The organism is Streptomyces sp. HNM0645, from assembly GCF_030056615.1.
Lineage (GTDB): Bacteria > Actinomycetota > Actinomycetes > Streptomycetales > Streptomycetaceae > Streptomyces > Streptomyces marianii.
Window position 1 is genome coordinate 1 of sequence record NZ_JASHLT010000079.1, and the last position, 19,757, is coordinate 19,757.

A 19,757-nucleotide genomic window follows, 5' to 3' on the forward strand; every position below is an offset into this window, starting at 1 on the left:
GTGGCCGGCCGAGCCCGGCCGAGGCCGAGCTGGCGGCCCTCCCGGCCGCGCAGGGCGGCTCCGTCGTGACCGCGGCGGAGGCGGGTGCGGGCCGCCCCGCGCTGGGCGACACCGTCCCGCCCCAGGGTGTGAGCCCCGAAGCCGCGGCCCAGCAGGGCACCGGTCGGCGGGCACGGCGGGCCCAGGCGGCGCTTCCCGCGCTGCCGACGGGCGGCACGGCCCCGGACGGCTCGGCGGCCACGGGGCAGACCGCGGACTCGCACGGCGGCCAGTCCGCCGGTCAGGGCGCCGCAGCACTGGAGCCCGCCGCCACGGGAACCGCGTCCGGAGCGCAGCAGGGCGGCCGGCGGGCACGGCGGGCGCTCGCGACCGGCAACGACCGGCCGGCCCCCGCCGAGGAGCCGCGCGGCCCGTTCGCGCTGCCGCCCGCCGAGGCCGACCGCGCTCGCGCGGCCGCACCTGTGGACGAGGGCCGCCACGACCAGGGGCGTCCCGAGCCGGACGCCGACCACACCCCTCCGCAGCCGCATCCCGTACCGACCGGACGTCGGCGTGCGCGTCCGGCCGAGGGCGGGACGGCCGGGCAAGGCGTCCCCGCCCAGGCCGGTCCCGGGACACCGCCCGCAGGTCCGGTGGCGCCCGCGACCCCGCTGCCGGGTCCGGCGGCACCCACCAGCCCGGTTCCGGTGCCGCCCGCCGCACCCGCCGCACCCGTGGCACCCGCCGCACCCGGCCCGGTACCGCCCGCCGTCCCCGCACAGACCGGTACCACGGGTCCCGTGGCGCCCGCCGCACCCGCACAGGCCGGTCCCACGACCCCACCTCACGCGACCCCGCTCCCGGGTCCGGCCGCACCCGCCGCACCCGCACCCGCACCCGCACCCGCACCCGCACCCGCACCCGCACCCGCACAGGATCCCGCCGCGAACGCCGCGCCCTCCGGTGACACGGGTTCCGTACCGCTGCCCNAGGATCCCGCCGCGAACGCCGCGCCCTCCGGTGACACGGGTTCCGTACCGCTGCCCCCGGCGGCCCCGGCCGAGCCACCCGCCCAGTCCCGTCGGGCCGCCCAGCCGCTGCCCGCCGAGGCTCCGGCTCCGGCGGCCGGAACGGCGACACCGGCGCAGGGGACCGCCGCCCCGGCACCCGCTGCCGAGCCGGTCGACCCCGACGCCTCGCTGGGCAGGGCGTTCAGCGTGCGCACGCTCGGTCAGGGCGTGCCGTTCGCCCAGCAGATCGCGCAGCAGCAGAACCGGCAGGCCGCGCCGGCCGCGGCGCTGCCGCAGGCCGCCGCCCAGAACCAGACGCAGGGCTCGGGCCGCCGCCGCAAGCTGGCGACCCGGCAGGAGGCCGAGCACCAGATGTCCGCGACGGGCGCGCGACCCCACCATCCGCAGCAGCCGCAGCCGGCACCCGCCAACGCCCCGGGCCCGTCGCAGCGGCTCGGTGCGCCCACCGAGGGGCGGGCGTACGCGATCGGCGCCCCGGACGAGGGCGCGGAGGGCCCGGAGCCGCTGGACGGACCCGGTGGCGCGGTCGAGGTCGCCAACCGGCCGGCACCGCTGCCCCAGGACGACGAGCTTCCCCCCGAGCCGCTGGACAACCCGCGCCGGCTGCTGGTGTGGCCGGCGCCCGACGTCGCCACGCAGCAGGCGCTGAGCGACCGCGGCTACCGACCGGTGATCGTGTACTCCCGCGAGGAGGTCGACGCGCAGATCGCCGCCTTCCCGGCCGCGCTCTTCGTCGATCCGCTGACCGGGCCGATCACCCGTACCGCGCTGCAGTCGCTCCGCCAGGCCGCGGTGGCCGCCGAGGTCCCCGTGCTGCTGGCCGCCGGACTGGGCCAGGCCACGCGCGAGGCCGCGTACGGAGCGGACCCCGCCGTGCTGCTGAAGGCCCTGGCACCGCGCGACAGCGAACAGCATCCGTCCCGGGTGCTGCTGATCGAACAGCACGCCGACATCGCGGCCGCCCTCACGGCCACGCTGGAGCGGCGTGGGATGCAGGTCGCGCGGGCCGCGACCGACGCGGACGCGGTGGCGCTCGCCCAGCAGACGCGGCCGAACCTGGTGGTGATGGACCTGATGCAGGTGCGCCGCCGCCGCGCCGGGATCATCGACTGGCTGCGTGCGAACGGGCAGTTGAACCGCACCCCGCTCGTCGTCTACACCTCGGCCGGACTCGACCAGGCGGAGCTGCCGAAGCTCTCCTCGGGCGAGACCGTCCTCTTCCTGGCCGAGCGTTCCACGAACGCCGAGGTCCAGGGCCGGATCGTCGACCTGCTGGCGAAGATCGGAACCAACTAGAACCAGTGCGGTGACCTGACCACTGGCCGACGCGGCGCGGCGTCGCGGTCTCGTCGCCCGGGGCAGAGCCTTCGCGACCGCCGCGGAACCGGAGACGCCCGGGTACCGCACGGACCCGCTCGCGCGCGGACCCGCCGGCGCACCGGGTGGACGCGCCACGCGGAGCGGACGCGGCAGGGCCCGGTACGCGTCGCGCACCGGGCCCTGCCCGAACACCGTCACCGCCCGGGACGTGGTGCGAGCGAAAGTCCCTCCCGGCCTGCGGGCGGACGGAGCTGCTGTCGCGACCAACCGGGACAGAACACCTAGCGCACTTCGGTTACCTGCAGCTCGCCGTCCGCGTACTGCCGGCGGATGACCTTCTTGTCGAACTTGCCGACGCTGGTCTTCGGCACGGACGGGATGACCGCCCAGCGCTCCGGCAACTGCCACTTCGCGATGCGTCCGGCCAGGAACTCCTTCAGCGACAGGTAGTCGGCGGTCGAGCCGTCCTTCAGCACCACCGTCGCCAGCGGGCGCTCGCCCCACTTCTCGTCGGGTACGGCCACGACGGCGGCCTCGGCCACCTCCGGGTGCGCCATCAGCGCGTTCTCCAGCTCGACGGACGAGATCCACTCGCCGCCCGACTTGATGACGTCCTTGGCCCGGTCGGTGAGCGTGAGGAAGCCGTCCGGGCCGATGACACCGACGTCGCCGGTCTTCAGCCAGCCGTCCTCGCTGAACTTGTCGGCCGGCCGGAGCGGCTCGCCGGCCGCGCCGCCGTAGTAGGCGCCCGCGATCCACGGGCCGCGCACCTCCAGCTCGCCCGCGGACTCACCGTCCCACGGCAGGAACTCCCCGCCCGGCCCGCGCAGCCGCGCCTCGACGCCCGCCGGGAAGCGGCCCTGGGTGAGTCGGTAGCCGAACTCGGCCTCCGTGCCGACCGCGTGGGCGGGCGGCCGGGCGACGGTGCCCAGCGGCGAGGTCTCGGTCATGCCCCAGGCGTGGCAGACGCGCATGCCGAGCGCGTCGAACGCCTCCATCAGCGACGGCGGGCAGGCCGAGCCGCCGATGGTGACCTGGGTGAGGGAGCTCACGTCCCGCGGCTTGGCGGTGAGCTCGGCGAGGAGGCCCTGCCAGATGGTGGGTACGGCCGCGGCGTGGGTGGGACGCTCGGTCTCGATCATCTCGGCGAGCGGACCCGGCTGCAGGAAGCGGTCCGGCATCAGCATGTTCACACCGGTCATCAGCACCGCGTGCGGCAGGCCCCAGGCGTTCACATGGAACTGGGGGACGACGACGAGGCTCGTGTCGGCGTCCGTCACACCCATCGACTCGGCCATGTTGACCTGCATCGAGTGCAGATAGATCGAGCGGTGCGAGTACACCACGCCCTTGGGGTCGCCGGTGGTGCCGGAGGTGTAGCACATGGCGGCCGCCGAGCGCTCGTCCAGCTCCGGCCAGTCGTACGTGGCCGGCTTCCCGGCGAGCAGTTCCTCGTACTCGTGGACCCGGACGGCGGCGCCGTCCAGGACCGAGCGGTCGCCGGGGCCCGAGACCACGACGTGCTCGACGGTCGGCAGATGCGGCAGCAGGGGCGCGAGCAGGGGGAGCAGCGAGCCGTTGACGATCACGACCCGGTCTGCGGCGTGGTTGACGATGAACACCAGCTGCTCGACGGGCAGTCGCAGGTTGAGCGTGTGGAGGACCGCGCCCATACAGGGAATCGCGTAGTAGGCCTCGACGTGCTCGGCGTTGTTCCACATGAGGGTCGCGACCCGCTCGTCGCCGGTGACGCCCAGGTCGTCGCGCAGGGCGTGGGCCAGCCGGGCCGAGCGCTCGCCGATCTCACGGTAGCTGCGGCGCTGCGGCTCGCTCTCGCCCGTCCATGTGGTGACCTGTGAACTTCCGTGGATCGTCATCCCGTGGTTCAGGATGCGGGTGACGGTCAGTGGTACGTCCTGCATGGTGCTCAGCACGGCGTCCTCCCGGTGGGCGCACAGCTCCTAGGTGTGTGCAGATTCTGCGCACATACCGATCGGTATGTCACTACCCCCGGGTAAGAAAGCTCAGCGGACCGGGGACAGCTCCGGGTCCTCACGGAGCTTCCCGAGCGCGCGGGAGACCGCGCTCTTGACCGTGCCCACGGAGACACCGAGCACCTCGGCGGTCTGGGCCTCGCTGAGATCCTCGTAGTACCTGAGGACGACCATCGCGCGCTGCCGGTCCGGGAGCCGCATCACCGCACGCCACATCGCGTCGTGCAGCACCTGCCGTTCGGCCGGGTCGACCGGGGACGCCCCGGACGGCTCGGGCAGCTCGTCGCAGGGGAACTCGTCCACCTTGCGCTTGCGCCACTGCGAGGTGCGGGTGTTGAGGAGCGCGCGGCGGACGTATCCGTCGAGGGCGCGGTGGTCCTCGATGCGCTCCCAGGCGACGTAGGTCTTGGCGAGCGCGGTCTGCAACAGGTCCTCGGCGTCGCTCGGGTTGGCCGTGAGGGAGCGGGCGGTCCGCAGCAGCACGGGCCCCCGCGCCCGTACGTACGACGAGAACGACGCGTAGGAGGTCGGTGGCACGGCGGCGCTGGAAGCGTTCGTGCAGACTGGCGTGGTCATGGCTCCACGCTAGGAGCGGGGCCTCCCACCCGGATCGGCCCCAGGTCCCGAACCCGGATCCGCCTCAGGTTGTAGCGGTGAAGCGGGCCCCACCTCCTGTGGGTGGAGGAGGCCGCTGCTCCGCCTCAGGGTCCCGCGGGTCACCGGCTCAGCCGTCCGCCCCGAGTACCAGTGCCGAGGTCGGGACGCCCGTGCCGGCCGTGACCAGGGCGCGGGCCGCGCCGGCGGTCTGGTTCACGGAGGTGCCCCGCAGCTGTCTGACCGCTTCCGCGATGCCGTTCATGCCGTGCAGATACGCCTCGCCCAACTGGCCCCCGTGCGTGTTGAGGGGGAGCGTGTCCGCCGCGACGAACGCCGCCGCCTCACCCCGTCCGCAGAAGCCGAACTCCTCCAACTGCATCAGAACATAAGGGGTGAAATGGTCATAGAGGATGGCGACGTCGATGTCGGCGGGGCCCATCCCCGAGGTCCGCCAGAGCTGCCGGGCCACGACGCCCATCTCGGGGAGTCCGGTGAGATCGTCGCGGTAGTAGCTGGTCATCTGCTCCTGAGCGCGGCCCGCGCCCTGGGCCGCGGCGACCACCACCGCGGGCGGGTGCGGAAGGTCCCTCGCCCGATCGAGGGAGGTCACGACGAGAGCCTGGCCGCCGTCGGTCTCCTGGCAGCAGTCCAGCAGCCTCAGCGGCTCGACGATCCAGCGCGAGGCCGCGTGGTCGTCGAGAGTGATGGGCCTTCCGTGGAAGTACGCCGCCGGGTTGCGGGCCGCGTACCGCCGGCCGGTCACGGCCACCGGCCCGAACGCCTCCGGCGTCAGCCCGTGGGTGTGGAGGTAGCGCTGGGCCGTCATGGCCACCCAGGACGCGGGCGTCAGCAGCCCGAACGGGAGGTTCCAGCCAAGGGCCGCCCCCTCCGCGGAGGGCTCGCGCCGCTGCACCCCCGATCCGAATCTGCGGCCCGACCGCTCGTTGAACGCCCGGTAGCAGACGACGACTTCGGCGACCCCTGCGGCCACCGCGAGGGCCGCCTGCTGCACTGTCGCACACGCCGCGCCGCCGCCGTAGTGGACGCGGGAGAAGAACGACAGCTCGCCGATCCCGGCCGCCTGGGCGACGGTGATCTCGGGGCTGGTGTCCATGGTGAAGGTGACCATGCCGTCGACGTCGGCGGGGGAGAGGCCGGCGTCGTCGAGCGCGGCCCGCACCGCCTCGGCGGCCAGTCTCAGCTCACTGCGCCCGGAGTCCTTGGAGAACTCCGTCGCGCCGATACCGACGACGGCGGCACGCCCGCCGAGCGAGTCGGCCCTGTGCAGGCTCATGCCGCCTCCTCCCCGGGCAGGCCGACGGTCACCGTGCCGGTGACGTGGTGGCCGAGTCTGTTCGACCCGACCACCCGCACCACGGCCGTGTTCCCGTCGACTTCGGTGACCGTCCCGGTCAACGTCATCGTGTCGCCCGGGTGGTTGGGCGCACCGAGGCGTATCACCACTTTCCGGAGCACGGCCTCCGGGCCGAAGCGGTCCGTGATGTACCGCCCGACGAGACCGTTGGTCGTCAGGATGTTCATGAAGATGTCCGGCGAGCCCTTCTCCCGGGCGAGCTCCGCGTCATGGTGCACGTCCTGGTAGTCCCGGGAAGCGATGGCCCCCGCGACGATCAGCGTGCGGGTGATCGGAACGGTCAGCGGGGGCAGTTCGTCGCCCGCACGCGGGCCGCGGGCCGCGGTACCGCTCGCGCTCATGCCGTGGTCTCCCTCTCCTCGTGTGCCGCTCGGTCCTCGCGCCCCTCGCGCCCCACTCGCTCCCGACCGGCCAGCAACGCGCCGAGTTCGTCCAGCAGCCGGGCGCCGCAGCCCAGATGGGCGTCGATCTGACGGCCCCACAGGAAGTGCCGGTGGACGGGGTGGTCCAGATCGGCGCCGACGCCGCCGTGCAGATGCTGACCGGTGTGGACGACCCGTCGTCCGGCCTCGGACGCCCACCACCCCGCGGTGAGCGCCTGGGTGGCGCAGGACAGCCCTTCGTCGAACCGCCAGGCCGCCTCGTACGCGGTGACCCGGATCGCCTCCGTGTCCATATGGGCGTCGGCCGCCCGGAGCTGGACCGCCTGCCGGGTGGAGAGCGGGCGCCCGAACTGCTCCCGCTCGGACGTGTGGGCGACTGCCCGGGCGAGCGAGCCCGCGCAGACCCCGGCCTGGAGACCGGCGAAGGCGACTCTGGCGGCGGCGAGCACATCCCGGTACGCCCCACCGCTCCCGACCCGTTCGGCGGGTGCGCCGTCCAGCCGGAGCACGGCCGCGGACCAGGGGGCGGTCGTCTCCACCGGGACGGTCTCCGCGTCTGCCACCCGCACCAGCCAGAGGCTCCGGTCCGCGTCCGGCACCAGGACGTGCGTGGCGTCCCGCAGCCACGGCACCCACCCCGTCGTCCCGGTCAGCCGGCCGTCGCCACCGGCCCGCGCCGCTCCCCCGCCCCGCAGGGCGTCGGCCCGCACCGCGCCTCCCTCCGGAAAGGCGCCGGTCGCCACGGCCGAGCCGTCCCCGAGCCCCGGCAGCAGGCGTTCCCGCTGCTCCTCCGTGCCGTGCCGGCCCAGAGCCAGCAGGCCGTAGACACAGCTCACCGCGAACGGCACCTGCGCGGTCGTGCGGCCCTGCTCCTCCAGCAGCAGGACCAGACCGAGCAGTCCGACGTCCTCCACCGCCGCGATGAGCCCGGCCGCGCCCAGGGCCTTCCACAGCTCGGCGTCCGTCCCCGCCCCGGCCGCGGCGAGCCGTTCCGGCGTGGAGAGGTCGGTGAAGATCCGCGCGGCCAGATCACGGGCCGCCGTCTGCCCGTCGGTCGGAGTGAAGTCCATGTCATCCCGCCCCTTCGGCGAGGGCCCGGAACACCGGCAGCTCCAGTTCCTCGTCGGCCCGCATGAACTCCAGCCGGACGGGCATCCCGATGCGCACCTCGTCGTACGGCACCCCGACCACATTGCTGACCAGGCGCACACCCTCGACCAGCTCGATCAGTCCCACCGCGTACGGACCCGGCCCGTCCGGGTCCGGCGCCTCCCGGGAGGCGCCGTCAGAGCCGCCGAAGGCGGGAAAGCGCGGATGGTGCACCACCACGTACGAGTAGACCGTCCCCGCACCGTCGGCCTCGACCGCGTCCCACTCCGCGGAGCCGCACGCCCCGCACCCCGGCAGCCACGGGAAGCGCAGCGTCGCGCAGGACGCACAGCGCTGGATCAGCAGCCTGTGCCGGGCGACGCCTTCCCAGAACCCCGCGTTGTCCCGGTTGACCACCGGGCGGGGGCGCCGGGGCCGGGGCTCCCGCCCGGCCCCCGGTGCGTACTTGAGGATGCGGAAGCGGTGCGTCCCGGCGAGCTCCCCGTCCGCCCGGACGTCCATCCTGGTCGTGATGAAGTAGCCCGCGCCCAGCTTGGTCGTCTTGCGCGGCGAGACCGTCTCGATCACGGAGTCGTAGGTGATCCGGTGCCCGGGCCGCAGCGGGCGCAGATACTCCTGCTCGCAGTCGGTCGCCACCACCGCGGCGAACCCGGCGCCGTCGAGCAGCGCGAACAACTCGTCGTGCGCTCCGGTGCGGCCGGTGTGCCCGGACAGCCCGCCCATCGTCCACGCCTGGAGCATCGTCGGCGGAGCGATCGCGTCCGGCCCCTCGTACGCCGGGTTCCGGTCGCCCATCGCCTCGCACCAATGCCTGATCATCGGCGCGTTCACCAGGTCCTTGCCGACGCCGGGGGCCGAGGCGCCGCGCCCCTCGTACACCTTCAGCAGCGGATACAGCTCGTCCTCGCTCACCGCTTCCCCCTCCGCATGCCGAGCCGCATCGTCGCGACGATCTCCCGCTGCACCTCGCTCACCCCGCCCCCGAACGTGTTGATCTGTGCCGCACGGTTCATCCGCTCCAGTTCCCCGTCCCCCACGGCGCCCGGTGAACCGGCCCTCACCAGACCCGCCTCGCCCGTGATCTCCTGGCACATCCGGTACACCTCGACGGCCGACTCGGTTCCCGTGAACTTCACACCGCTCGCGTCCCCGGGGGCGAGCCTGCCGGTGTCCGCGTCCCCCACCAGCCGCCAGCTGAGCAGACGCGTCGCCGCGAGCCGGGCATGCACCTCGGCCAGCCTCGAACGCACCCAGGGCTCGTCGATCGCGCGCAGGCCCGTCACCGGGTCGGGTGTGCGGGCCCGTTCCAGGGCCGCCGCCGCGAAGTCCTCCGCCTGCATGCCGATCGCGGCGAGTGCCACCCGCTCGTGGTTGAGCTGGCTGGTGATCAGTCCCCAGCCGCCGTTCTCCTCGCCGACGAGGTTCGTCACGGGCACCCGGATGCCGTCGTAGTACGTCGCCGTCGTCATGAGCCCGCCGACCGTCCTGATCGGGGTCCAGGAGAAGCCCGGCGCGTCGGTGGGCACCAGGACGACCGAGATGCCCCGGTGCCGGGGCGCCTCGTGATCGGTGCGGCAGGCGAGCCAGATCCAGTCGGCGTTCTGGGCGTTGGAGGTGAAGACCTTCTGACCGCTGACGACCCAGTCGCCGCCGTCGCGCACCGCCTTCGTGCGCAGCGCCGCGAGGTCGGTCCCGGCCCCGGGCTCGCTGTAGCCGATGGCGAAGACGAACTCGCCGCGCAGGATCCCGGGCAGGAAGAACGCCTTCTGCTCGTCCGTCCCGTAGGCCATCAGCGTCGGGCCGACCGTGTTCAGCGTGACCATGGAGACGGGCGCGCCCGCGCGGTACGCCTCGTCGAAGAAGACGAACTGCTCGTCCGCGCCGCGGCCCTGCCCTCCGTACTCGACGGGCCATCCGAGGCCGAGGAGTCCGTCGCTACCGATGCGTCGGAGCAGCCTGCGCTGTTCGGCGGGGTCGTCGGCGGCCGGGGGGCCGTCCGGCATGAGAGCGCGGAAGTACGCGCGGAGTTCGGCGCGCAGCCGCTGCTGGCGCTCTGTCGGGGCGAGGTGCACGGCGGCGGCCTCCCGGGCGGCGCAGGGTGGGGTCTGGCGCAGGTGCAAGGTTTCTGACTGTCCGTCAGATGTCTTTTCCTGTCAAGGACACGGGCACCGCCGCGGCCGCCCGGGACCACACGACCACGCGCCCTCCGGAGCAGGCACAGGAACACGACCCCACCCCACCCGCAACGGCGGACGGTCTGCGCGCCGGTGCCGGAGCACCGCCGCGCAGACCGTCGCCCACCCCCGCTCACCCCTCCCCGGACGGCACCCCTACCAGAGCGGCAGGAAGGTGATCGCGATGTTCTCGTTCGACTGGTCGATCGCCGTGAAGGCCGAGCCGTCCACGGAGGCCGTGTTGTTCTGGTTGGACGCACCGGCACCGGTGGCCACCTGCTGGGTGGTCGTCGAGTTGCCGAGGTTGTGACCACCCACGCCACTGCCGCTGATGATGGCCACGGCGGCGTTCGATCCGTCACCCGCGAAGGCTCCGTTGCCGGCGTGCGCCACACCACCGAAGAGGGTGGCGGCCAGGGGCAGCGCGGCGACGGCGGCCAGGGCGCGGGCGGTACGGATGCTTGCCATGTCGATTCCTCCGAAGTACTGGAAGTGCACCGGGCAGCGGCGCACCGAACGTGCGGAACTACGGCTGGAAGCAGAGCGGTTGGCCGACCGCTCCGGTCGATCTTCACGACGTCGCGCATCCAGAGTTGCCCAGCGGGTCTCCGGCGAACACCCCGGAGGGGGCGATTCGCCCTCAAGCGTGAGGACATGTCGATAAACCCCCACCCGGCCGCGAACCCCGCAGCCCAGCCGCCCGAGCAGGGCTGGGCCCGTCGGTCCGGGAAGGGAAAGCGTTACGGCACATTCTCGGTCATTCCCCTCTCCCCCCCCTTCCTTCGATCGAACATTTGTACGAACATAGAGTCATGGCCACCACAGACCGGCGCACCGCCACTCTGGCCCTCGTCCACGCGCTCGCCGCCGCCGAGCGCGGGCTCCCCGTGATCCCCTTGTCCCCCACGAAGCTCCCCGCCCTGCCGTCACCGCACCACCTGGACCCGGAGCCGGCCCGCTGCCGGGGCGAGTGCGGCCTGCCGGGGCACGGCGTGCACGACGCGACGGCCGACCCCGTCGCCGTCCGCGCGCTCTTCTCCGCCGCGCCCTGGGCCACCGGGTACGGCATCGCCTGCGGACGCCCGCCGCACCATCTGATCGGCGTCGACCTGGACACCAGGACGACCGCCGGCGGCGCCACGGACTCGGCCGCGGCCCTGCGGCAGCTGGCGCTCCGGCACCTGTTCACGATCCCGGAGACGGTCACCGTCATCACCCCGAGCGGCGGCCGCCATCTGTGGCTGACCGGCCCACCCGACGTGGTGGTGCCGAACTCGGCGAGCCGCCTCGCCCCCGGAATCGACATCCGCGGTGCCGGCGGCTACCTCGTCGGCCCGGGATCGGTGTCGGCACACGGCGCGTACCGGCTCGCACCGGGCTCGGCGGAGCTGCCGCCCGCCCCGTGCCCGGACGCCCTGCTGACGCTGATCGCACCCCCCGCAGCCACCCGCCGCCCCGCGCCCGCCCGGGCCCCGCACGGCCAGGGCCTGATCCACTTCGTGCTCGCCGCCCACGAGGGGCAGCGCAACACCCGGCTGTTCTGGGCCGCCTGCCGGGCGTACGAGAACGGCATCGGCGAGAGCCTCGCCGACGCACTGACGGAAGCCGCCGTGCGGGCAGGGCTGACCGAGCGCGAGGCCCGGGCGACGATCGCGTCGGCCGCACGACTGACGAGCCGTTGAGTCACCGGTACACCGGGACCGCCGGAGCTCCGCGACCTCCGGTGCGCCGGATCCGGGCGTCCGGCGGCACCGGACCGGGACGCTCCGACCCTCGATCCGCCGTGATATGCCTCACACGAGAATGCCGCCAATCGAGGGCAACTGTCCGGCTTGGGTGATTCAGCCGCTGTATGAGGCGTCGTCAGTTGCCTTACGGCTCACAGAACTTGCTTCCGCAGCACCGGTGGCGGTCATACGATCACCACGACCAGTCGCCCTGCGTGAGGGAAACCGCAGCGACTGCCCGTGCTTCCGTAGCCCAGACACCGGACCCCAGAGAAGGGTGCTCGTGACACTCCGCCGCACCGTGGCAACGGCCGTCGCCGCTGCCGTGACCACGCCCGCCGTACTGTTCGGCACCACGCCCGCGTTCGCCGACGACACGCCGACCGCCTCCGTCACCACCCCGGTCGCCGCCGAGGACGCCGCGCGGAACGCCGGCGTGCTGCGCGGCGGCGTGCTGGCCGGCAAGATCGACGCCGGCGGGGACACCGCCGGGGCGCAGGCCGCCGAGCCCTCCGTCGAGGAACTCGAGAAGGCCGCCGCGCAGGCACAGAAGGCGTACGACGACGCCGTCGCCGCGGAGAAGGCCGCGCTGGCCGCCGTGGAGGCCGCGCACTCCGACGACTTCCCGCTCGCCGTCGTGGCCGAGGCGGCGGCGAAGGCGGCGGCCGACGCCGCCACTGCCAAGACCAGCGCCGACAAGGCCCTGGCCGACGCCGAGGCCGCGCTCGCCGCGCTGCCCGAGACCGCCGGCCCGGAGGAGAAGGACGCCGCCGAGAAGGCCGTCGCGGACGCCGCCACCGCGGCCGGGACCGCCGCGGACGCCAAGACCGCGGCCGACGAGAAGGCGAAGCAGACCGCCACCGACCTGGGCGACGCCCGCGTCGCATCCGTACGGGGGTTGAGCAAGGCCCAGGAGGCCGTGAAGAAGGCCCTGGAGGCCAAGAAGGCCGCCGACAAGGCCCTCGAGGACGCCCTGGAGGAGCAGAAGCCGGTCCCGTGCCGGCCCGAGAGCGAGCTCACCGCGACCCTCTCCGGCCTGCCCACCAGGATCGCCGCCGGTTCGACCGTCGAGATGAAGCTCCGCATCACCAACGGCACGGACAGGACGCTCGACGAGGTCTGGCCCTTCGTCTACGTCCACGGGATCGAGAAGGGCGGCTACGAACCCGTCAACGACCGCATGCACCTGCAGTGGTCGACGCCCACCCAGACCTGGACGGACGCGGGCGACGACTACACCGCCGGTTCCGTCGCCTCGCTGAAGGCCGGTGGCCACGCCGACATCAAGCTGCGGCTGACGGTCGACGCCGGCACGCCCGACGCCGCGGGCGCCGCGTTCATCGCCGCCGACTACGTCAACGAGGACGGCACCTGCGGCGGTTCACCGAAGCTGACCCCGTACGACTTCGAGGTCACCGCCAAGCCCGCCCCGTCCGCCTCCCCGTCGCCGGGCGCCGCCACGGGCACGGGCACGCAGACCCAGACCACGACCACGCAGCCGCTCACCACCACGAGCGGCAGCCTCGCCAGCACCGGCTCCTCCGCGGCCCTGCCGCAGCTCGCCGCGGCCGGCGCTGCCGTGGCCCTCGGCGCCGGCGCGGTCTTCGCGGCGCGCCGCCGGAAGGCGGACTCCGCGTCCTGACCCCAAGGGCTGTCCCCGCGATCCCCGGCGGGCGCGCGACGACAGCGACGGCACCTCGCCGCGTTGTCGAATCATCCGAGTACACCCGGTACGAGGACGACTCTCCGCCTTGCGATGCACCGCATCCGACGCCGCACGCCGGTCCCCCAGGGACTGCGGGACAGCCCTTGGGCGACGCGGACACGGCGGAGGGGCGCTCCCGCGGGGGTTTTCCAGGGGGCGCCCTTCCGCGCGTGCCGTCAGCGCTTGCTGAAGACGCTGACCGGGCGCTCCTGCCGCTCGCCGTCGACGATGACGTCGACGTACTCGTTGTAGAAGGCGACACGGTCCTTGATGACGCTCACCGCCGGCAGCGGATCGGGATAGCTCCAGGCGATGTCGGGCGGCACGTCGCCCGGTCCCGCCCACGACCAGTACTCGGTCGCCACGCCCTTGTACGGGCAGCGGGTGCTCGTGCCGGTCGGGGTGAACAGGTCGAGGCGCACGTCCTCGCGCGGGAAGTAGTGGCGCACCGGCAGATCCGTCTCGAACAGCAGCACCGGGGACCGCGTGTCCGCGACGACCGTGCCCCCGATCTCGACCTGCACACGGCGGGTGCTGGGCAGTGCGTCGACGCGCTTGTGGGGATCACGTGGGTGCACGAAGATCTCCTCCTCCTCTTCGTACCAGTGGTCGAGGACCTCGCGGCCGAACCAAGCGAAGCAGACGTACCCGGCCAGCTCCTCGCCGGGGCAGCCCCAGGCCGCGGAGCGCACGACCTCGTCGCCCACCACGAGGTCGTAGAAGTCGGTCGCCCCCGCGTGACGCCGCCCGGGGGGCCGCTCGAACCTCCGCAGCAGGTCCATCCGGACGTCCCCGGCCGGGAACGCGTAGACCGGCACGGGAACGCCCGGCTCCCACACCAGCACCGGCCGGCGGCTGTCGACGACGGTGACGCCGCCCTTCGTCCCGCGGACCCAGCGTTCACTGGGCTCCCAGACCAGGCTGTCGGCCGGGTCGGGACGGCGCCGGACCACCGGTGCGGTCCCGGACGTGCTCCCGGGTGCGGCCATGGCCTCCTCCTCCGCTCGGTACCGCGTCCTGCGGCCGGTACGGCCTCCTCCGGCCCACGGGCCGCGCCGCCCTCCTGACCCCTCCACCTTGGGGTTCGGCGATCCCGGGCGCAACGCCGCGTCCGCGCCCCGTGCCCGTACCCCGTCGACCGGGTACGGGCGCGCCGCGCCCCGTGGCGGCGGGCCCGGAGCGCCGGGGGCGGTTCCTCCCGCCCCGTGCCGCCGGCCCGACGCCCGTCCTCATGTGCCGTGGATGACGCTCACCGTCGAGCAGACCGGCAAGGATCGGTTCACACATCGGTACCACCTGCCGTGGCTCCTGCAGCTCGCCCCGTTCCGGGAGACGACGTACAACGACGTCTCCGCCAAAGCCGACGACGACGGACTGGTCCTGGCTCACCTCCTCGGCGGCGCCTCGAACTGGCGTAAGGAGGCCGACACGCGCTCGTCGGACGTCTGACCCTCTGTGCGTCCGGCTCCGGCGGGCCCGGCGCCGGTTGCCGCGTGTCGCCGAGCCCGGGACTTCCACGGCGGGCAGTGGGCGAGTGCGACCGCCTGTGTGGCGCAACAGGCGACGGGCGGCGCACGATGGAGGTGTGGCTCAGTGAAGGAGGCATCGTCATGTTGGAGGTCAAGGCCCCCAGCAAGCCGGACGAGAAGCGGGAATTCCCCCATGGCCACCTCGAGGCCGTTCACCTGTCGGGGCTGGACTTCTCGGTGGCGACCTTCGATCCCGGCTGGCGGTGGTCACGGGACGTCGCACCGATCGCCGGGACCGACAGCTGCCGGTTCCATCACAACGGGATGGTGGTGCAGGGGCGGCTGCACATCCGCATGGACGACGGAGCGGAGACCGAGGTCGGTCCCGGGGAGGTCTTCGTGTGCTCCCCCGGGCACGATGCCTGGACGGTCGGTGACGAGCCTTGTGTGGCGTACGACTTCGCCGGTCAGACGGCGAAGGACTACGCGAAGCCGAAGTAGGGACCGCTCAGACAGCGATCGGCCGGTACCGCAGGGCCTCGTCGGCGATCTCCTCCGCCGACACGCCGTCGGCCGAGGAGTGGAAGACCAGGCCGCTGACTCCGGGATGCGTCACGTTCACTTCCAGGAGACGCAGGTAGTAGTCGCTCTCCGGGTCACCTGCAAGGAGTCGGCCAACGATTTCGACGAGCTCCGCCCTGGTGATGTCCGCAACCCGCGGGCGAGCCGGCCGGGCCGCTTCCCTGGCGAACTCCTCCGCGCTCCGGCCTCCCCCGTAATCGGCGAAGTCGTAGGCCACGTAGTCGTGACCGGTCATCGCGTTGAAGGCGCGGATCGCATCCTCGGCATCCTCGCAACGGTCAGCCACGAGGGCGGCGATCCGGTCGATCTCAGCGCTCAACTCATCCAGCTGCTGCCGGCTCACGGGCGGGGGCAGCAACTCGCCTGCGACACTGCGGCACATGTCTCTCGCCGATCTCAGTCTCGACCAGTGGCGTTCCTTCGATCTGCGCACCGCACGACGCGTCGCCGAGAAGGCGGCGGCCAGAGTCGACGGCCGTGTGACCGTCGTCGAAACCATCGAGCACCTCGGTGCCCCGCTGCACCGCGTCCGCATCGAGCGGGACGCCCAGGAGTTCGTGCTCATACCCGGTGGCGAGGTGACGCTCGGATTCGACATCGACGCCTGGCAGCCGACATCCGAACAGACCGCCGACTACGAGGAGAGCCTGGACCAGGGATACGGCTACGGACCCGATCTCCGAGCCCACCTCGCGCCATCGCTCAGTCCACGCCGAAGCGTCGTCCTGGCCGCGGTGCTCATGGCCGTGGAGGACGAGAACCTGACCGAGCCCCCTGCCGACATGCCGGCCGTCCTCGCGGCCCGCGGCCTGCGGATGCCGACGTCCGACGAGTGGGAGCACGCCTGCGGGGCCGGTGCGGACACGCTGTTCCGGTGGGGCGACACGTGCCCCATGGACCGCATCCCGTACGGGGACCGAACCGGCCCCCACAGTCAACCGAACGCCTTCGGCCTGCGCATCGCCTATGACACCTACCGCTCGGAGCTGACAAGCGATGTCACCGCGGTCCACGGCGGAGACGGCGGCGAGTCGGTGTGCGGTGGATACGGCACGCTGCTGGCCTGGCTGCCCCTGGCCACCGCGAACCGCAACCCCTTCATGGCCGAGTTCGTGTACGGCCCGGACGGTGAGGACATGTACGAGGATTCCTCGACTCGGCCTGTGCTGACGCTCTGATCCTCCGAACGCCCCTTGCCACCTGGTCTTATGGCTCATGTGGCCGAGAGCAAGGCGTCCGGTTTCGACCCTGGAAACCCAACTCACGGAGCGATCAACAGGCCCAGAGACTGCCCGACTCGCCGGAAGCTTACTGGGCCGTGATCTCTCGCTCATGGCAGCTGCCGCCCAAAGCCACTCCACCGACCTCAGCCTGCCGCCAGTCTCCAGGTGGTCGCCACAAGCCCCCAGCCACCCCGAGGGCGAGCCCCGCGCCCACGAAGCGCTGGAAGTCGTGCGACGCCAGGAAGCCCGGTTGACCGCCCCACTGGCGTTCGTGCAGCCGCTCGAGTATGCCTCGGAAGTTCACCGCCAGGGCGAGGCCCACGAGCACAAGTACGGCGCACAACGGCAGAACCACCCACGGCGGCGCTGTGTTTCGGATCGGCGGACCACCGGACGGTGCGCCGGGTGCCCAGTGCGGGCAGCTCGCTGGTGGTCAACTTTGCTGCGAGGGAGGGCAGCCGGTTGGCCGACGGCTCATAGACTGTGCTGCAGGCTGGGGGGAGGCGACCGGGTAGGCGGCGGCTCCGGGACCGTCATCTGGGGAGGGCATTCCTTGGCAACTCGTGAGGGGAATCCGCGACGGGGCGGTACAGACGGCGGAACCCCACCGCTGTCCCCTGCGTCTGGACCGACGCGCGCCCCCGCCCCGGACCCGGTGACGCCCCCCGCTGTTCCGACCGACAACTACCTGCGACGCATGGGCCGCCGCTATCGCACCCTGTCCACCTCCAACAAGCTTGCCCTTTGGAGCGCGGCCGTCGCGGCGCTTGCCTTCGCCGTCCCCATCGCTGTATCGGCTTGGCAAACGTTATTTCCCCCGGATCCGGCCACACTGCTGGTCGAACCTAACGACCAAGCCTGCCTGAACCGTTGGTACGTCCCCGACACGGAAGCCGCGGTACGCCCCATTCTGAGGGGGGCTACGCCTGAGCAGTTGGCGTCATGGCAGCAGGAGGGACGAATCGCTCACGCGGGTGCGTTGGAAGCAGCCCTGAGTGTGCACGGCAATGCCGGTTCGTCTGTCGAGATCCGTGATATCTCGGTCACGGTGACGCGTCGCGAGAAGCTCGCGCCGGGCACCGTCACCCCTCCGCCAGGCTGCGGGGCTGGCCCTGAGGAGCCTGCGTACCTCGTGATTGACCTTGACACACTGCCGCTGAACCGCCCTGTCCCCGCCACGTATCTGTTGCGCAGCCCGCAGCAGAAAGCGGCCCGGCAACTGGAGGAAGATATGGGGCAGTCGCTCAGCCTGCCCCATACCGTCGCGGCGGAGGATTTCTACTCACTTTTCCTGGTCGGCCGCGCCAAGCGCTACGACTGCCACTGGCGAGCCACGATCACCTGGTGGGACGGGGAGAAGACCCACCGCCATACCGTTTCGGACAGTGGCGGCAAGGACCTTCGGGTGGTCCCGACCGGGGACGGCTTCCCCTGACCCCGTCGGGCGTATGCCTTGCTTTGGGTCCCGGCTGACGCACCGCTCGACGAGCAGCAATCCCGTTCTGACGCGAAGGCTGCACCGCTGCTGCCGCCGTCCTCACCCCGCGCGGAGTCAGGCAACGCCAGAGCCGGAATGCAAGATTAGGGCGAAACCCGCCAGCGCCGACCGCACATCATCACCACCGTACGCCGAAGACAGGCGCACGCTTTCCAACTGTGGTGGCGGGGCTCCGGGCTCTGTGCAGGGGCGTTCATCTGCGTTCATGGGTGGCTGGGCCGTGGGCGACCCTTAGGTCCTGGTCCCGTCTGAACGGCCGTGAACGCTGCTGAATGAGAGGGAAACTGAGACGGTGGTCGGCGACGCCCCTAGGCTGCCTCCCAGCTGAAGCGGCCCTCTAGCCGGTCGGGGCTGAGGTAGGCGAATCCGGCACCGTACGCGAAGTTGAGGAAGTACGGTCCGTCGCTCTCCATGCCGCCGAGGCGGAAGAAGAAGCGCCACGGTGCCTCGACCCCGGCCCAATCCGGATAGGACGGCTTGCCTCCTACGTAGTCGCGGACGTCGACGGTGCCGTGTTCCTCCAGCTCGCGCTCTACCTTCTCCGGTACGGCCGTCATGTCGATTCGGAACTGGACGGGAACCTGCTCCTCGTCGGGTCCGAACCGCCAGAGGGACCGCCCTTTCGTCCCGGCTGGCCCGATAATGGCGAACGCGGGTATGCGCCCTCCGGGCTGGACGAGCATGACGGCTTCGCCGTCTTCCGGGTCCATCCCGCCTGTCTCGTAGTCGTTGTACGACAGGAAGAGATACGCCATACGCCGTTCCTCTCCGGGCTCCGTAGGGACGGGGAACTGCCCGATGAAGTCCAGTGGCTCCCTGGTACCGGGGTGCACTGGCCAGCAGGGCTCGTCCAGCCATACGGGATCACCGCCCAGCTTGGCGACGGGCTCGGTGATGGGCTCCTCGACAGCATGGAAAGTCATCTCCAGCCGGGGGAGGTACCCGGCGTCGTACGGGCCTTCGGCCTCCGAGACAGGACGTGGCAGCAGCATGCCCGGACTGTATCGGCACCGACAATCCAGGGTGGAGGCCGAATCCGCAGCTCTAGGCCCAGGGCGCAATCAGCTTGGGAAGCTAAGGTGGTCTCGGGCTCGCTGTTGGGCTGACCTGCGGAGAAGCGGTGTTGATGCTTGGCGGCTGTCGACTTGGTTCCCCCTTGTTCCCCATGGTTCCCCGCAGGATCTGGCACGCGTCTGGCACGGACCTTTTCGTCCCGAAGTCTTGGCCGGGCGTCACCTAGGTGTGCTGGATTGATCACGCAGCCATCAAGAGGTGTGTCAGCTGCGATCACAGTGGTTGCTGGCTGACCTCACGGATACCGCCTCCCCCTGATGGGCACCGAAGCGCCGAGCACAACACGCAAGACCATGCGTTGAGTCTGTGTGGTGCGCACGAGGACACCGGCGCACGGAGCGTGCCAGATCCCTGCCTAGCCTCCCCGTTTCGCTTCGAGTGGTTGAGCTGGGGTGATGGCGGAGGATTGGTGCGGTCGGCCCCTGGTCGTTGAGTGGGCATGGCTTGGGCCCGACGCTCGGGTCGGGGTCTCCAACGGGTTCCTCGGTGGTGGGCGGGCAGGGACAGCGCCGCAGG

Annotated in this window: 17 protein-coding genes and 1 pseudogene; 7 read left to right on the top strand and 11 right to left on the bottom strand. The window is 72.2% G+C overall.

What is annotated here, in order from left to right:
• A pseudogene (locus QMZ92_RS34350) lies at positions 1-2,306 on the top strand (PAS domain S-box protein); the annotation flags it as partial.
• A 305-nt stretch (positions 2,307-2,611) separates the two neighbouring features.
• Here the strand turns inward: QMZ92_RS34350 and QMZ92_RS34355 are convergent.
• The 8 genes from QMZ92_RS34355 to QMZ92_RS34390 all read right to left on the bottom strand — a co-directional run bounded on the left by QMZ92_RS34355 (position 2,612) and on the right by QMZ92_RS34390 (position 10,431).
• The gene (locus tag QMZ92_RS34355) at positions 2,612-4,264 is read right to left on the bottom strand and encodes a long-chain fatty acid--CoA ligase (RefSeq protein WP_283301646.1); all 1,653 of its coding nucleotides are present in this window, start codon (positions 4,262-4,264) and stop codon (positions 2,612-2,614) included.
• Positions 4,265-4,354: 90 nt separating this feature from the next.
• Positions 4,355-4,900, bottom strand: a complete 546-nt coding sequence (locus QMZ92_RS34360; protein ID WP_283301648.1) for a SigE family RNA polymerase sigma factor — start codon at positions 4,898-4,900, stop codon at positions 4,355-4,357.
• 148 nt (positions 4,901-5,048) lie between these two features.
• The gene (locus tag QMZ92_RS34365) at positions 5,049-6,215 is read right to left on the bottom strand and encodes a lipid-transfer protein (RefSeq protein ID WP_283301651.1); all 1,167 of its coding nucleotides are present in this window, start codon (positions 6,213-6,215) and stop codon (positions 5,049-5,051) included.
• On the bottom strand, positions 6,212-6,637 hold the full coding sequence (locus QMZ92_RS34370; protein WP_283301653.1) for a MaoC family dehydratase: 426 nt from the start codon (positions 6,635-6,637) through the stop codon (positions 6,212-6,214). The genes QMZ92_RS34365 and QMZ92_RS34370 overlap by 4 nt, the downstream gene beginning before the upstream one ends.
• Positions 6,634-7,749 carry an acyl-CoA dehydrogenase family protein gene (locus QMZ92_RS34375; protein ID WP_283301655.1) on the bottom strand — a complete coding sequence of 372 codons (1,116 nt, stop codon included), beginning with the start codon at positions 7,747-7,749 and terminating at the stop codon, positions 6,634-6,636. The genes QMZ92_RS34370 and QMZ92_RS34375 overlap by 4 nt, the downstream gene beginning before the upstream one ends.
• Position 7,750: 1 nt before the next feature.
• A complete protein-coding gene (locus tag QMZ92_RS34380; protein ID WP_283301656.1) occupies positions 7,751-8,701 on the bottom strand; it encodes a bifunctional MaoC family dehydratase N-terminal/OB-fold nucleic acid binding domain-containing protein in 951 nt (316 codons plus the stop codon).
• Complete coding sequence (locus tag QMZ92_RS34385) at positions 8,698-9,861, bottom strand: acyl-CoA dehydrogenase family protein (RefSeq protein ID WP_283301676.1); 1,164 nt, start codon at positions 9,859-9,861, stop codon at positions 8,698-8,700. The genes QMZ92_RS34380 and QMZ92_RS34385 overlap by 4 nt, the downstream gene beginning before the upstream one ends.
• 258 nt (positions 9,862-10,119) lie before the next feature.
• Positions 10,120-10,431, bottom strand: coding sequence for a hypothetical protein (locus QMZ92_RS34390; RefSeq protein ID WP_283301658.1), 312 nt, complete (start codon positions 10,429-10,431; stop codon positions 10,120-10,122).
• Positions 10,432-10,775: 344 nt separating this feature from the next.
• On the opposite strand from QMZ92_RS34390, the gene QMZ92_RS34395 reads away from it, so the two are divergent.
• Together QMZ92_RS34395 and QMZ92_RS34400 are read left to right on the top strand one after the other, a co-directional pair.
• Positions 10,776-11,645 (top strand): bifunctional DNA primase/polymerase, encoded by an 870-nt coding sequence (locus tag QMZ92_RS34395; RefSeq protein ID WP_283301660.1) that lies wholly within the window; start codon positions 10,776-10,778, stop codon positions 11,643-11,645.
• Positions 11,646-11,973: 328 nt separating this feature from the next.
• Positions 11,974-13,332, top strand: a complete 1,359-nt coding sequence (locus QMZ92_RS34400) for an LPXTG cell wall anchor domain-containing protein (RefSeq protein ID WP_283301662.1) — start codon at positions 11,974-11,976, stop codon at positions 13,330-13,332.
• Between the two features lie 239 nt (positions 13,333-13,571).
• Here QMZ92_RS34400 and QMZ92_RS34405 read toward each other — a convergent pair whose 3' ends face one another.
• Positions 13,572-14,384, bottom strand: a complete 813-nt coding sequence (locus QMZ92_RS34405; RefSeq protein ID WP_283301664.1) for a DUF427 domain-containing protein — start codon at positions 14,382-14,384, stop codon at positions 13,572-13,574.
• Between the two features lie 253 nt (positions 14,385-14,637).
• On the opposite strand from QMZ92_RS34405, the gene QMZ92_RS34410 reads away from it, so the two are divergent.
• Positions 14,638-14,844: a hypothetical protein gene (locus QMZ92_RS34410; protein WP_283301666.1), complete on the top strand. Its 207-nt coding sequence runs from the start codon at positions 14,638-14,640 to the stop codon at positions 14,842-14,844.
• A 161-nt stretch (positions 14,845-15,005) separates the two neighbouring features.
• Positions 15,006-15,365, top strand: a complete 360-nt coding sequence (locus QMZ92_RS34415) for a cupin domain-containing protein (RefSeq protein WP_283301667.1) — start codon at positions 15,006-15,008, stop codon at positions 15,363-15,365.
• Positions 15,366-15,372: 7 nt separating this feature from the next.
• Here the strand turns inward: QMZ92_RS34415 and QMZ92_RS34420 are convergent, their stop codons facing one another.
• The gene (locus tag QMZ92_RS34420; RefSeq protein WP_283301668.1) at positions 15,373-15,789 is read right to left on the bottom strand and encodes a bacteriocin immunity protein; all 417 of its coding nucleotides are present in this window, start codon (positions 15,787-15,789) and stop codon (positions 15,373-15,375) included.
• A gap of 37 nt (positions 15,790-15,826) precedes the next feature.
• Between QMZ92_RS34420 and QMZ92_RS34425 the strand changes: the two genes are divergently transcribed.
• Together QMZ92_RS34425 and QMZ92_RS34430 are read left to right on the top strand one after the other, a co-directional pair.
• Positions 15,827-16,624: a hypothetical protein gene (locus QMZ92_RS34425; protein WP_283301670.1), complete on the top strand. Its 798-nt coding sequence runs from the start codon at positions 15,827-15,829 to the stop codon at positions 16,622-16,624.
• Between the two features lie 742 nt (positions 16,625-17,366).
• Entirely contained in the window at positions 17,367-18,104 is a 738-nt protein-coding gene (locus QMZ92_RS34430; protein ID WP_283301672.1) for a hypothetical protein, read from the top strand.
• 371 nt (positions 18,105-18,475) lie between these two features.
• Here the strand turns inward: QMZ92_RS34430 and QMZ92_RS34435 are convergent, their stop codons facing one another.
• Positions 18,476-19,159, bottom strand: a complete 684-nt coding sequence (locus QMZ92_RS34435) for a hypothetical protein (RefSeq protein WP_283301674.1) — start codon at positions 19,157-19,159, stop codon at positions 18,476-18,478.
• Between the last annotated feature and the right edge of the window lie 598 nt (positions 19,160-19,757).

Excerpts from the sequence above, each read along its gene's own strand:
- QMZ92_RS34360 (WP_283301648.1), bottom strand. The coding sequence starts at position 4,900 with ATGACCACGCCAGTCTGCACGAACGCTTCCAGCGCCGCCGTGCCACCG.
- QMZ92_RS34365 (WP_283301651.1), bottom strand. The coding sequence starts at position 6,215 with ATGAGCCTGCACAGGGCCGACTCGCTCGGCGGGCGTGCCGCCGTCGTC.
- QMZ92_RS34370 (WP_283301653.1), bottom strand. The coding sequence starts at position 6,637 with ATGAGCGCGAGCGGTACCGCGGCCCGCGGCCCGCGTGCGGGCGACGAA.
- QMZ92_RS34375 (WP_283301655.1), bottom strand. The coding sequence starts at position 7,749 with ATGGACTTCACTCCGACCGACGGGCAGACGGCGGCCCGTGATCTGGCC.
- QMZ92_RS34390 (WP_283301658.1), bottom strand. The coding sequence starts at position 10,431 with ATGGCAAGCATCCGTACCGCCCGCGCCCTGGCCGCCGTCGCCGCGCTG.
- QMZ92_RS34395 (WP_283301660.1), top strand. The coding sequence starts at position 10,776 with ATGGCCACCACAGACCGGCGCACCGCCACTCTGGCCCTCGTCCACGCG.
- QMZ92_RS34405 (WP_283301664.1), bottom strand. The coding sequence starts at position 14,384 with ATGGCCGCACCCGGGAGCACGTCCGGGACCGCACCGGTGGTCCGGCGC.
- QMZ92_RS34410 (WP_283301666.1), top strand. The coding sequence starts at position 14,638 with ATGACGCTCACCGTCGAGCAGACCGGCAAGGATCGGTTCACACATCGG.
- QMZ92_RS34415 (WP_283301667.1), top strand. The coding sequence starts at position 15,006 with ATGTTGGAGGTCAAGGCCCCCAGCAAGCCGGACGAGAAGCGGGAATTC.
- QMZ92_RS34425 (WP_283301670.1), top strand. The coding sequence starts at position 15,827 with ATGTCTCTCGCCGATCTCAGTCTCGACCAGTGGCGTTCCTTCGATCTG.
- QMZ92_RS34430 (WP_283301672.1), top strand. The coding sequence starts at position 17,367 with ATGGGCCGCCGCTATCGCACCCTGTCCACCTCCAACAAGCTTGCCCTT.
- QMZ92_RS34435 (WP_283301674.1), bottom strand. The coding sequence starts at position 19,159 with ATGCTGCTGCCACGTCCTGTCTCGGAGGCCGAAGGCCCGTACGACGCC.